This is a genomic window from Ohtaekwangia koreensis, from assembly GCF_900167975.1.
GTDB classification, from domain to species: domain Bacteria; phylum Bacteroidota; class Bacteroidia; order Cytophagales; family Cyclobacteriaceae; genus Ohtaekwangia; species Ohtaekwangia koreensis.
On record NZ_FUZU01000004.1, the window covers coordinates 932083 to 945483 of the forward strand.

Annotated in this window: 9 protein-coding genes; 1 reads left to right on the forward strand and 8 read right to left on the reverse strand. The window is 42.4% G+C overall.

The window, feature by feature from the left end:
- Positions 1-2: 2 nt before the first annotated feature.
- The 8 genes from B5Y40_RS27010 to B5Y40_RS27045 form a co-directional block, all read right to left on the reverse strand.
- Complete coding sequence (locus B5Y40_RS27010; protein ID WP_079689957.1) at positions 3-452, reverse strand: phosphatidylglycerophosphatase A family protein; 450 nt, start codon at positions 450-452, stop codon at positions 3-5.
- Positions 449-1774 carry an inositol-3-phosphate synthase gene (locus B5Y40_RS27015; protein WP_079689958.1) on the reverse strand — a complete coding sequence of 442 codons (1326 nt, stop codon included), beginning with the start codon at positions 1772-1774 and terminating at the stop codon, positions 449-451. Before B5Y40_RS27015 ends, B5Y40_RS27010 begins: the two co-directional genes overlap by 4 nt.
- Before the next feature lie 47 nt (positions 1775-1821).
- Positions 1822-2808: an NAD-dependent epimerase/dehydratase family protein gene (locus tag B5Y40_RS27020; RefSeq protein ID WP_079689959.1), complete on the reverse strand. Its 987-nt coding sequence runs from the start codon at positions 2806-2808 to the stop codon at positions 1822-1824.
- Complete coding sequence (locus tag B5Y40_RS27025) at positions 2805-3926, reverse strand: GNAT family N-acetyltransferase (protein ID WP_079689960.1); 1122 nt, start codon at positions 3924-3926, stop codon at positions 2805-2807. Before B5Y40_RS27025 ends, B5Y40_RS27020 begins: the two co-directional genes overlap by 4 nt.
- A complete protein-coding gene (gene spt / locus B5Y40_RS27030) occupies positions 3923-5131 on the reverse strand; it encodes a serine palmitoyltransferase (protein ID WP_079689961.1) in 1209 nt (402 codons plus the stop codon). The genes B5Y40_RS27025 and spt overlap by 4 nt, the downstream gene beginning before the upstream one ends.
- A 441-nt stretch (positions 5132-5572) precedes the next feature.
- On the reverse strand, positions 5573-6853 hold the full coding sequence (locus tag B5Y40_RS27035; RefSeq protein ID WP_079689962.1) for an acetyl-CoA C-acetyltransferase: 1281 nt from the start codon (positions 6851-6853) through the stop codon (positions 5573-5575).
- A 282-nt stretch (positions 6854-7135) separates the two neighbouring features.
- Positions 7136-8299, reverse strand: coding sequence for a DUF4861 domain-containing protein (locus B5Y40_RS27040; protein WP_159453824.1), 1164 nt, complete (start codon positions 8297-8299; stop codon positions 7136-7138).
- Between the two features lie 213 nt (positions 8300-8512).
- On the reverse strand, positions 8513-11209 hold the full coding sequence (locus B5Y40_RS27045) for a PAS domain S-box protein (RefSeq protein ID WP_079689964.1): 2697 nt from the start codon (positions 11207-11209) through the stop codon (positions 8513-8515).
- Between the two features lie 424 nt (positions 11210-11633).
- Here B5Y40_RS27045 and B5Y40_RS27050 point away from each other — a divergent pair, with 424 nt between their 5' ends.
- On the forward strand, positions 11634-13358 hold the full coding sequence (locus B5Y40_RS27050) for a GH35 family beta-galactosidase (RefSeq protein WP_159453825.1): 1725 nt from the start codon (positions 11634-11636) through the stop codon (positions 13356-13358).
- Positions 13359-13401: the final 43 nt, after the last annotated feature.

Consider the following 13401-nt stretch of genomic DNA (forward strand, 5'->3'; position numbering starts at 1 on the left):
AGCTAGAGTACGAATCTTACAAGGAATTGCATAATGATGTTTGTATATATGCCGGCTGCTATATCATCCAGCATCACTCCCCAACCACCGGCTACTGCTTCCAGTCTCCGGATGTATAGTGGTTTCAGTATATCAAATGCACGAAAGAGTATAAAACTCAGAATAATCGTGCTCCAGTTCAGGGGTAAAAAGAGCAGACTTACGCACATTCCTGCAATCTCATCAACGACTACACGACTACTATCCTTTCCCCACTCAGTCTCCACACCGTTCGCTGACCATACACCGATGTCTATAATAATCAGTGTCACCAGGAGCATCACTATTGAGCCAAACGTTTCTGCTTGCAAGAGAATCAAGGCACCGCAGCAAACCGCTGCAGCTACGGTGCCTCCACCTTTCAGCTGTCCTATTCCAAAACAGGAAGCGATAAGTTTATGTACACGGCTCACAAAGCCTCTACCAGTTCCTGGTAATAATCTAAGCCCAAGTGTGTAATCAAATCTTCACCCATCATGTGGCGTAATGTATTCTGCAACTTGATAAGCTGTTTGAATATATCATGCTCCGGACGAAGGCCTGGCGCTGTTTGAGGTGATTTGAAATAGAATGATAGCCACTCTTGTATACCACTCATCTCAGCACGTTTTGCAAGATCCATAAACAAAGCAAGGTCAAGCACGATCGGAGCTGCGAGTATAGAGTCGCGGCATAAGAAGTTGATCTTGATTTGCATCGGGTAGCCAAGCCATCCGAAGATGTCGATGTTATCCCAGCTTTCTTTATTATCTCCGTGTGGAGGATAATAGTTGATACGGATCTTGTGGTATATATCTCCGTATAGTTCCGGACTTTCTTCAGGTCTTAATATATCTTCCAGTACACCCAATTTGGATACTTCTTTTGTTTTGAAGTTATCCGGATCATCGAGTACAAGTCCATCGCGATTCCCTAATATATTCGTAGAGAACCATCCGCGTATACCCAATGAACGTGCATGTAAACCTGGAGCAAGTATAGTCTTCATCAAGGTCTGACCTGTTTTGAAATCTTTACCTCCTACTGGTACATTATACTCTCTTGCAAGTTCTACCAGTGCTGGTATATCGCAGGTAAGGTTCGGAGCTCCGTTAGCATATGGAACACCTTTCTTAATCGCAGCATACGCATAGATCATGCTCGGTGAAATCAAAGGATCATTGTTACGAAGTCCGTCTTCGAAAGAATAGATTGTTTGATGTACCTCTGCTTCTTCGATATATTTTTCAGTTGATCCGCACCATACCATTACCAGGCGTGCGCAGTTATTTTTTACTTTGAAGTCCTCGATGTCCTTCATCACTGCCAGAGCAAGGTCATACTTGGCAGCAGCTTCCTTTACATTTTTACCATCGAGGTTCCTGATATAGGTCTTGTCGAATACAGCTTTCATTGGCTTAATGCGTTCAAGCTCAGGTTTGATTGATTGCAGCAAGCCGAGTTCAAGCACGCGTGCATTTACTGCCGCTTCATATACATTGTCCTCATATACATCCCATCCACCAAAAACGATATCATTCAGATCAGTCAACGGCACGAAGTCCTTAATCTTAGGATAGCGATTCTCAGTTCTTTTACCAAGACGAATATTTCCTGTTTGAGTCAATGAACCTACAGGTTGTGCAAGACCTTTCTTTACTGCCTCTACACCTGCTATCATTGTGGTCGCTACTGCTCCAAGACCTGGGATAAGTACTCCTAACTTACCGTTAGCTTCTTCAATTTGTTTTTTCATAGTTGTTCAACTAAAATTTTACTACTCCTGTATATAAAGGGCTCGTTTTACAGCCACTTATTTTCTTTATACCATTGTAAGGTTTCATCCATTCCGTTCTCAAGTGTATAACGGGGTGCGAAACCGAGGTCATGTTTCAGCTGGTCTATGTTACAAGACCAATCCAACGCAATAAGTTCATTCAGTTTCTCACGACTGAGTATCGGGCTCTTTCCACGCATCGCTCCGGCACGTTCCTGAAATACTGCGATCGCTTTTACAACAGGCAACGGCAAATGTATTTTCAGTGTATTCTTCTTCAATATCTTCTTTACAATATCTCCAAGTTCATAGCGATCATAGCTTCTGCCATCGGCTACTATATAGGATCTGTTGTTGATCGTACTGCTTAATGCATTAATCGATATAGCAGCAAGGTCCTTCACATAAATGAAACTCAACTTCTGTGGTACTCTCCCTATATATGGCTCCAGTCCTTTATTGATGATGTTGATCATGATAAATATGTCACGCTCACGCGGACCATATACTGCTGTCGGGCGTAACGATATCAACGGCAAGTCTGTAAATTCCGACAGATAGGACTCAGCAACCAACTTACTTTTACCATAACTGGTAAGCGGATTAGGTTCATCATTTTCCGTAATGGCACGCCCCGTGCGTGATGGCCCTATAGCAGCGAGGCTGCTCATGAAAACAAATTTCTTTATCGGAAGATTTGCTTCGCCTACCGCCAACGCCAGGTTCTTTGCGTACGTTGCATTTACCGTTACATACTCTTCATAGTTCGCTGCTTTTATAGCACCTGCTGCATGAATGATGTAATCATATTTTTTTTCCAGCAGTTCTGCCTTCAATGCTTTCACATTGGTAAAGTCGAGCGCTGTATAGTGTATAGGTAAAGATTTTAAATGCGCAATCTGACTGGAAGGTCTAACGGCTGCATATACTTCAAGTTCTTTTTTAAGAGCAGCCTCAATAAGGTGAAAGCCTACAAATCCACTTGCTCCTGTTATTAGTACACGCTCTTTCATATAGCCTTCTCAAAAATCCTGTATCGCTTGTGCGGTACTCCATTAATTTGCTGAATGGCTTTATTCATCAGGTCGTTGTGTTCCAGTACCCAGGATGCCTCTGCGTGTTCGTACTTCTTCTTTCTATACGCATTTATAATGGAAGCATAAAAACATGCCTCTATACCTGCCTTTCTATACTCTTCCAATACACCAAGCGTAATGATCCGGATGCCATTTACTTTCTTGAGTCCAAATAAAAGTTTGAATATTCCGAAAGGAAATAATCTACCCCGTTTTACTTTGATCAACACTTGATTGATATCAGGTATAGCCAGAGCAAAACCAATGTGCTTATTATCTTTTTCAGCTACCAGGCAGAAGTCAGGATCGAGTACCAGATTCATATCTTTCGCCATGTAATCAAACTCCTCTTCGGTCATCGGAACGAAACCAAGATTACTGTCCCAGGCTGAATTATATACTTCTCTGATCTTCGCTACTTCTTCTTTAAAGTTTTTCTTGTTCACCTTGCGGATAGTGATCCCGCGGTTCTTCAATCTTTCAGTAAGTATATCCTGAAGCTTGACAGCTTTATCGTTGTAGCCATCTTTGCCGAAATAGTACGCGAGCAAATCTACACGCTTTCGAAAATCAAGTTGATCGAGCAACGTACTATAATACTCCTTGTTGTGCGTCATCATAGCAAACGGAGGTGTATCAAAACCTGAAACGAGCATACCGCAGGTTTCATTGGTAGATAAATTTACCGGTCCTATGATAGTAGTGGCACCCTTTGCGCGCAGCCACTCCGTTGCTTCCTTAAACAACAGCGATGAAACCTCTCCGTCATTGACACAATCGAAGAAGCCAAAAAAGCCATCGGTTGCGTTATTGAAAGTGTTGTGATTCTTATTGAGGATAGCAGCAATTCTTCCTACGACCTTTTCATCGTTATAGGCAAGGAAAAGCTGTACCTGCGAGTGATTATGAAACGGATGCTTACCGGGTGTAAGCAGATCGCGCTGTGCTATAAATAATTCAGGAACATAGCAGGGATCATCAGCATAAAGGTCATGTTGAAAATCTATAAAAGCCTTTATGTCTTTCTTACTGCTAACCGGAAGGACGCGTTTCATTTAATCGGCTCTTTAATATTAGCTATACCTACGCGCTTGAAGACTTTTGAAATTTTTTCAATTGCCTCTTCAATCTGGCCGAAGGTATGCGTTGCCATGAGCGAAAAGCGAAGCAGTGATGAATCGGCAGGAACTGCCGGAGAGACTACCGGGTTAACAAATACGCCTTCTTGTTGGAGCATACTTGTTACGAGGAAAGTCTTATTATTATCTCTTACGAAAATCGGAATGATCGGACTTTCAGTGGGGCCTATATCAAGTCCTTCTTCACGAAGTAAGTGCATTGCATAGTCAGTATTCTTCCACAGGTTATCCATGTGATGCGGCTCTGTCTCAATAAGATCAAGTGCTGCAATTACGCTGGCTGCCGAAGAAGGAGTCATACTCGCGCTGAATATAAGTGAGCGTGCATGATGTTTCAGGTACTCAATTGTTTCAGCGTCAGCGGCAACAAAACCACCCAGCGATGCGAGTGATTTACTGAATGTACCCGTTATCAAATCAACTTTGTCAGTCAAATCAAAGTGAGATGCTGTACCTGCACCTTTATGACCTATCACACCAAGACTGTGCGCATCGTCTACTACTATACTTGCACCAAACTGATCGGCTACCGATACAATCTCTGCAAGTCTGGCGATGTCACCTTCCATACTAAATATACCATCCACTACAATTACCTTGATAGCTTCTTCTGGCAGTACACTTAGTTTTTTATGAAGGTCTTGTGTATCGTTATGAGCATACTTTATAACGCGTGAAAATGAAAGACGCGTACCATCGATGATGGAAGCATGATCATATTCATCGAGGATCAAATAATCATTGCGACCAGTAAGCGATGACATTACGCCCAGGTTTACCTGAAAACCTGTGCTGAAGATCAGGGCATCTTCCTTACCGGTAAATGCTGCAATTCTTCTTTCAAGTTCAATGTGTATATCCAACGTGCCGTTGAGGAATCGTGATCCCGCACAACCCGTTCCATACTCTTCAATCGCTTTCTGAGCAGCCTCTTTAATATAGGGATGGTTCGTCAGACCTAAGTATGAGTTTGAACCAAACATCAACACCCGCTTGCCTTCAATAATTACTTCTGTACTTTGGGCAGATTCGATAGGTCTAAAGTAAGGGTATATACCTTGTAATCTTGCCTCCTTCGCAGTGGTGTAGTTGGCGACTTTTTTTTGTAGTGGTTTACTCATGGTTTGACGAAAGTTATACGAACCTGGTGCGAATGATTTTCCGTTTATAGTCGTTCGCAGCTAAATTTTATTGTATAATATTTTTCGAACGATTTCGTTTTTGGGTCTAAAAGTACTAGAAGTTCCTTTACGTTGTTTTAATGCAAGGATAAAAATTTTTTAACATAATTTTTAATGTTTATGCAAACGTCTTACCCGTTCCGGAAGTTCCATATTTTTTCAATAAATGGCCTAAATTGACCCTTAAATGGTTGTTCTAAGCCTTTATTTTGCTCAAACAAGCATTTTTATTGAAGCATAAATCGTGGAATCCGGCTATTTACAACGTGTGCATTGAGTGTGCTTTTACTAAGACAATTAAACGTTGACTTACCCCCAGTCTTCCCTTCTTTTTTAGCTCTTCCGAGTCACCGGCAGGTCATCTATTCGTTTGAACATTTATTATTTTTCCAGTATAGCAGTTAGGCCTTGCCCGCCCGCAGCACAAACCGAAACGAATCCGCGGCCCTTCCCTTTTTCATGCAAGAGTTTTGCCATTGTTGCAATCACGCGTCCGCCAGTGGCCGCAAAAGGATGACCTGCAGCAAGGCTACTCCCGTTCACATTCAATTTACTACGGTCGATGCTTCCCAGCGGCTGATCGAATCCAAACTTGGCGCTAAGCTCTTTACTCTCCCATATTTTCAACGTTGCCAGAACTTGAGCCGCAAACGCTTCATGAATTTCATAGAAATCAAAATCCTGCAAGGTTAAGCCAGCCTTGTTAAGCATACGAGTGGAAGCATATATAGGAGCTAAAAGAAGATTTTGTCTTTGATCTATATATTCTATAGCTGCCAGCTCTGCAAAGGTTATATATGCGAGTACAGGAAGTCCTTGGTTATTTGCCCACTCTTCAGTAGCCAGTAACACACACGATGCTCCATCCGTAAGCGGTGAAGAATTACCTGCAGTGAGCGATCCATGCTCCTTATCAAAGGCAGGTTTTAGTTTTGCAAGTTTCTCAAGACTACTGTCTGTGCGCAGATTATTATCACGCGATAATTCTGCATAGGGAGTCATCATATCATTAAAGAATCCACGATCGTACGCCTTCGTCATTTTCTGATGACTCTCCAGTGCAAATGCATCTTGTTCTTCGCGGGTTATACTATAAAACTTCGCTGTAATTTCAGTGTGGCCGCCCATTGATAAACCTGTACGTGGCTCTATATTCATTGGTGCGACCGGGTATAGATCGCTAAACCTGATCTTCAGGAACTGACTGATTTTTTCGCCAACGGTTTTCGCTTTGCGAGCGCGAAGCAAAATCTTCCGAATATTTTCATTGAGTACAAGCGGTACGTTACTGGTAGAGTCAACACCACCTGCTATACCTGCATCGATCTGTCCGAGGGCAATCTTGTTCGCTATATATACAGCAGATTCTATTCCGGTATCACAAGCTTGTTGAATATCACAGGCAGGTGTAGTAGGATCCAATGAAGTTGCCATAACGCTTTCGCGCATGATGTTTATTTCCCAACTGTGTTTAATTACTGCGCCACCCGCTACTTCTCCTAACCGTAAACCTTGTAATCTATAGCGCTCGATCAATCCGTTGAGTGCAGCAACCATCATATCTTTATTACCTGCCTCGGCATATAAAGTATTCTGACGCGCAAAAGGAATACGGTTATAACCGACTATAGCTACTTTCCGTACCTGCTTTGTTGCTAGCATTACTAAAATGTTAAATAAGTTTCAAGATTACTGAAAAGTTGCGGCATATTTAAATCAACAATAAATTTTAGATAAAACAATTGAAATTGTATATCAAAAAAACATATCTATACAATACGCTTCACTTATAGTACAGTGTCGTTTCAACAATTATAGTGAGAGGGCTCACCTTCACCGTAACAATACTTATGTGGCTATATCTCAGAATAAAAACGGTGTATCATGCTACATTATTGAAATTATATGCATCTATAATTACCACTCGCTATCGGATTATTCGCTTCAGCGGAATGTTACCGCCAACGGTGATGCGAGTCGCTTTGAAAAATTACTCAGGTATAGATCCCATTCATCCGGAGAACTATACTGACCACTTTTCTTCCACCCGAATCCAGCATAATACACGATTGCATTCGCGGGTTTGGTGACAACAAATATGTGACTTTGATCTTTTACAGACGTCCTATATTCTGGCAATGATGCAATCAAAGAAGGATCTGTTACAATACCCGTTCCTAATTCAGAATCATCAATCGGCTCCCAATAGCGAACCCACCCTTGTATTGAGTCTTTCTTCACCGTTCCCTTTTTATCGTGCAGTGTTATACCCACGGTAATATTAGGAAGCGGTTGATCACTCTCCAGGTATACTTCGTGGCGGCTAAGGTTACTCCCCAAATCAAGGCTGATTATTTTCTTCTCGTTGATCGAGTAACCGTTTGCATCCCACGGAGCATACAACAATTCAAAGATGGTACGAATAGGACCTGTTGCTATAGTTTTATAGCTCACAAAATTCCTGGAAATATAGAGTGAGTCTTTATCACGTACACCTATACCACCACATCCTCTGCTGTTGCCTACATGATATGGATCGTAGCCTTCACCATGATCGATGTGATAGTACCCTGCGCTGTCAAGGTTCTTTTTATACCACTTGTTTATAATAGGATATGTAATTCGCTTAAACCAGCAGTCCATACCGCTTGTCAATGTACCTCCTGGCTTACCTGACTCCGTGATTTGTTGCGCCTTAGGGCCGTATGTACGAAAGGCAACGCGATCATTTTCCCAGGCATAGTCATCAATGCGCTCAGGCACAAGACGAGAATAGGTGGTAAACAAAGAATCCGAAGGAGCCAGAGTATCTTTTATTGGTTCAATGGTAAACTTCTTTTCTTCGTTGGCTTTTATGTTGGTTTGAAACAGCAATTCATCCGGTATACCATCGCTTTCTTTATCTATAGCTTGTGTTACCAAAGCCTGATCGCCTTCTTTTATCCGGATGTTTTCAACGCCATATTCTTTCACCCAATCACGAATACTATCGATCGGAATAGATATCGTTTCTGCCGTACGGTCAATGTCCAGCCTATTCTTTACGGTTAAAGTCTTTACAGCATTTTTCTTTTCACAACCTGTGACTGCCAATGTGATTATTATCATTGCCGCGAAGGTTGAGTTTACCATTCTATGATTATTCGTCATTATGAGATAAATATATAATATGGATCAAGCTACAAAATTTTTACTCAACGATAAAAGGCTTTCTAATACACTATAGTAAAGTATACACAGTCTTACACTACAGGTAACAAATACGTTTGAACGTATATATAGACAGATGCAGGGTATACTCCCGACATTCCAATTGATCCTTCAGGAAAGATTTTTTGGTAGAATAATATAAAATGATGCTCCTTCACCCGGAGCAGACTTGGCATAAATTTCTCCTTTGTGATTGAGCACAATTCTTTTACAGAGCGCCAAGCCTATACCTGTGCCCGCGTATGATTGCCGGTCGTTCAGTCGCTGGAAAATTACAAATACCTGCCTAGCATACTCTTGGGAAAAGCCAATACCATTATCTCTGAATTCTATCCTGATATAGGGCAGGTTGACCGTTAAAGCCGGGTACTCATGAACTTCTTCTAAAGGAAGATCAGAAACTGTTATATATATTTCAGGATTCTGGCCTGGTTCAGAGAACTTCAGGGCATTACTTAACAGGTTTGAAAATAGTTGATTCAGCTGCAATGGAATACCTTGCACGGCAGGCAGTGGTTCAGTATAAATGCGTGCGCCCTTTTCTGTGATCAACAATTCAAAATCGTTTTTTACGTCTGAAAGTATATTATTCAAGTCAACGGTTGTAAAAAAATCGCCACCGAGTGAGAGTTGTGAGAAATTAAGTACGCCTTGAATCAACGCCAGCATTCGCCTGGCTGATGCGGCTATTTTATTCAGATATCCTCTTGATTTATCATCTTTTTCCTTCAGGCTGCTATCCAGTAACTCGGTAAACGTTGCGATCTTACGAAGAGGCTCTTGAAGATCATGCGATGCGACATACGCAAATTGCTGCAACTCTATATTCGATCGCTGAAGGTCACGGGTACGTTCGTTTATTTTCTTTTCAAGACCTTCAAGTGAAAGCTTCCGATCATGTATATCTGTACACGTACCAACCCACATCGTTACCCGGTTGGCTGCATTCATAATGGGCATGGCATGCGCCAAGTGCCACCGAAACTCTCCGGAGTGTTTCCTATACCGTACCTCCTGTTGAAATGTTAAGCCTTTGTCTACCGAAGCTTTCCATTTCTCCAGAAAATTATCCAGGTCTTTATCATGTATAATGGATGACCACCAATATCCTGTGCCCGTAGGTAAGCCGGTATAATCAAGCCATTGTTTATTCACATAGGTAGTTTGACCTACTGCGTTCGTAGTCCACGCCATCTGCGGAAGTGATTCAAGAATAGCATTCAAAAAGTCGCGTGACTCTTCTACTTTTTTTCTCGCCACAACTTTATCCGTAACTTCTATTGCCAGAATCATTACACGATTTATACTATCGTTGCTTTCTCTTAGCGGTTCACATACAAAATCGATGAATACTTTTTCTCTTTCCCCATTGCGCTGCAACGTTATCTCGGATTCCTTTCCTATAAAAGAAGCACCTGTCTGGAACACATGGGTAATAATCGGTTCATATACTTCTCTTTCATCCACCAATACTTCCCAGTAGGACTTTGTTTCAAATTCACCTCTTGTTTTACCAACGATCTTCAGAAAGGTGTCATTTAAAACTTCTGCAACGATCGGATTATCCCTTACAATACATATACCCACCGGAGCCTGCATCACCAGCTTTCGAAAGTTCTGCTCACTCTCCATCAATTCCTTTTTTGCCAAAACAGTTTCCGTCACGTCCACGGCTACATGATGAATCCCATATATTTTATCTTCAGAATTCCGGAGCGCTTTATAGGTATAGTTAAAGTAAAAATCCTGTAACCTCCCATCTACCCGAAGTTGCGCGAGGTCTTCCTTGCCTTCGTATACTTCACCCGTTTGATAAACCTTTCGAAGCTCGCCTAGAAAATGCTGTCCTTTCAACTCCGGTATAGCATCTTCGAATGTCTTGCCTATAACAGATTCGTCCTTACCCCAGAATCGGATCATCACATCGTTCACATACTGGATACGAATATCAGGCCCTATATATAGCCCCATGGCAACCATGGAAGTCTCCGTGATCAGTGTACGGAAGCGTGCTTCGCTTTCAATGAGCAGCTTATGAGAATTCTTCTGCTCGGTAATATCCAACGCGGTGCCTAGCATTCGGAAAGGCCTGTGCTCGACATAAAATACTTTACCGTTGATACGCACCCAGTGAATACTTCCATCTTTAAAAATAATTCGGGCTTCGTAAAATAAAGTACCACTCTCAAATGCGTGAAGGTGTGCTGCGCCGCGTATCTTCTGATCATCCGGATGGATGACGTTGATATAGTCTTCAAATTTACCAGGGGCGTCAAATCCAAAAATCCTGTCAAAGCGAGGTGATGTTACTATATATTTAGTATTGAAGTTAAAATCAAATGTACCTATACCTGCAGATTCGATTGCAAGACGCGCTCTCTCCTCGGCCTCCTTTATTCGTTCGCGTGCCAGCACTTGCTCCGTTACATCGTATCCCATTGCCAGCACGCCCGTAATGTTCCCTTCCGGATCGCGAATAGCCTTGTATATAAAGTTTACAAACACCGGCTGCATAACGTTATTTATTTTCAGATAGGCAGCACTTTCTTTACCCTCATAGGTTATTCCGGTAGCATAGACTTTCAGCAGTTCTTTATATACCACCTGCCCTTCCATTTCCGGCATCGCCTCCAGGAGCTTTTTTCCGATGATAGATTCATCCTTTCCCCAGAGATGGAGGGATGCATCGTTTGCTATTTCAATGATTAAATCATGACCCGTCAACAGCGCTGTAGAAACCGGGGCCTCCTTCAAAAGGTTTCTGAAGCGTTGTTCAGTGTCCTCTAATCTTTGAAGAGCGTCTTTCATTGATAATTGTCCTGGTTGAGGTGGGGCATATTATTCTTGTAAAAAATTATACCGTACGCTAACATGCTACATATGAAGCGATTCAGGGTTGTCCAAATTATCCATGGTGAGAATACGTTTGGCTGCAACCGTTCTTTTTGAATTTCACATTGAGCGCCTTGGGAAATAACATACCCGGGATTTCATTGATCACGTTATACCGCCATTCATGGATTAGCCAAGGGGATACGGGGCGAATGCACGTCTAAGTATACATACAATATTCTACCTTGCATGATATTCAGCTTTAGTCCGTATACCTCATACCGGCTATATTTTTCACAGCTGCCTGAATGCTTTACTCCTAGCCAGTATGTGTGCTCCAACGGCATGCGACTACCGCTATACAATAGCAATAACGTTAACAAGTAATACATACGCCTCCATGAAAAAGTATTTATCATTTATCTTCTTCATTGCCCTTACGCAAAATGCATTTGCGCAAAACCCGGCAATTCCGCACTTGATAAAAACAGAAGCGACAACACAGCTCATCGTAAAAGGAAAGCCCTTTATTATACTCGGTGGCGAGTTACACAACTCCAGTACTTCGGGTGCCGACTATATGCGTCCGCTCTGGAAAAAGATAGCTGCCAAAAATGTTAATACGGTGATCGCTGCTGCATATTGGGAATTAGTTGAGCCCGCAGAAGGAAAGTTTGATTTTACTTTGATCGACAGCATGGTGATAGGAGCTCGAAAAGAGAAGCTTCACCTCGTTATACTTTGGTTTGGCTCCTGGAAAAATGGGTATTCGATGTATGCACCTTCGTGGGTAAAAAATAATCCTAAAAAATATCCACGTGCCAAGGATGCCAAAGGTAAAACGTTACAACATCTTTCTGCATTGAGCGAAGTTACAGCAGAAGCTGATGCTGGTGCATTCAAGGCTATGATGCAACACATCCGATCGATCGATGAAAAAGAGCAAACGGTCATAATGATGCAGGTGCAAAATGAAGTTGGACTATTCAACACACCCCGCGATTATAATGACGCTGCCAACAAAGCATATCGTGCATCGTTGCCCAAAGATTTAGCAGACTATATATCTTCACATAAGGGTAAGTTACAACCCGAACTGGACAGCGTATTAAAATTGCGCGGGTATAAACTTAACGGAACATGGGAAGACGTTTTCGGGAAAAGTTTCTTCGATGACCGTCACTGGAAAGCACTCTCCTATCTCACCGAAGAATTATTCACTGTGTATAACTATGCTAAATATATAGGTAAAATTGCTGCCGCCGGAAAAGAAGCTTATCCTATACCGATGTATGTGAACGCATGGATCAAACAACCTGGTGCAGGCGGAGCGTGGCCTGGCAAGTATCCGAGTGGTGGGCCTATACCACATACACTGGATATATGGCGTGCAGCAGCACCTGCGATCGACCTCATTGTACCGGATATATATGTACCCGACGCACGCTATACCATCGCCCAGTATCATCGTCCAGGCAATGCGTTTTTCATTCCGGAGATACGACCGGGAGTACGCTCTGCCAATGAAGCCTTCTGGGCTTTCGGTGAACACGATATATTTGGATATGCGCCCTTTGGAATTGATGATGTTGATGCTGGCGAAGATCCAATAACACAAACTTATCGCACCCTGGACCAGGTAAAGGAACTGATCGTTCAACACCAGGGTAAAGGAACCATGGCGGGTATATTGGTGGACACCGTTCAGCGTACGCAACAATTAACGCTGGGTGGTTATGTAATCAAGGCGGAACTAGGCCGACAGGAAAATTTCTCAAATATACTCGGGAGACCGGCACCGAAGCCTCCTGTTATTGCCGGGGGAATTCTGATCAATACGGCACCGAACGAATTTTACGTTATCGGTAAAGATTACCTGCTGACATTTATACCTGAGAAAATAACAGACAAATCATTACTGCTCGACATTGAATATATAGAGGAAGGCAAATTTGTAAATGGAAAGTGGCAGGTAATCCGGAGGCTAAACGGGGACGAAGGAACCGGTGGTGGTGACTATGGCTTTGGTTACGCCCCTCAACAGCCAGCCGCTACGTTGCGTTTCCAGCGCCAGCCTGACGGAGCCTATAGCATTCTGAAGTATAAACTATATAGTTATAAGTAGAATTCATGCTTGTAGCATGCAAAAAATAATTTACACGTTCATG

Bases quoted from the DNA above. Each gene is read 5' to 3' on its own strand.
- B5Y40_RS27015 (WP_079689958.1), bottom strand. From the start codon at position 1,774: ATGAAAAAACAAATTGAAGAAGCTAACGGTAAGTTAGGAGTACTTATC.
- B5Y40_RS27020 (WP_079689959.1), bottom strand. From the start codon at position 2,808: ATGAAAGAGCGTGTACTAATAACAGGAGCAAGTGGATTTGTAGGCTTT.
- B5Y40_RS27025 (WP_079689960.1), bottom strand. From the start codon at position 3,926: ATGAAACGCGTCCTTCCGGTTAGCAGTAAGAAAGACATAAAGGCTTTT.
- spt (WP_079689961.1), bottom strand. From the start codon at position 5,131: ATGAGTAAACCACTACAAAAAAAAGTCGCCAACTACACCACTGCGAAG.
- B5Y40_RS27035 (WP_079689962.1), bottom strand. From the start codon at position 6,853: ATGCTAGCAACAAAGCAGGTACGGAAAGTAGCTATAGTCGGTTATAAC.
- B5Y40_RS27040 (WP_159453824.1), bottom strand. From the start codon at position 8,299: ATGATAATAATCACATTGGCAGTCACAGGTTGTGAAAAGAAAAATGCT.
- B5Y40_RS27045 (WP_079689964.1), bottom strand. From the start codon at position 11,209: ATGAAAGACGCTCTTCAAAGATTAGAGGACACTGAACAACGCTTCAGA.
- B5Y40_RS27050 (WP_159453825.1), top strand. From the start codon at position 11,634: ATGAAAAAGTATTTATCATTTATCTTCTTCATTGCCCTTACGCAAAAT.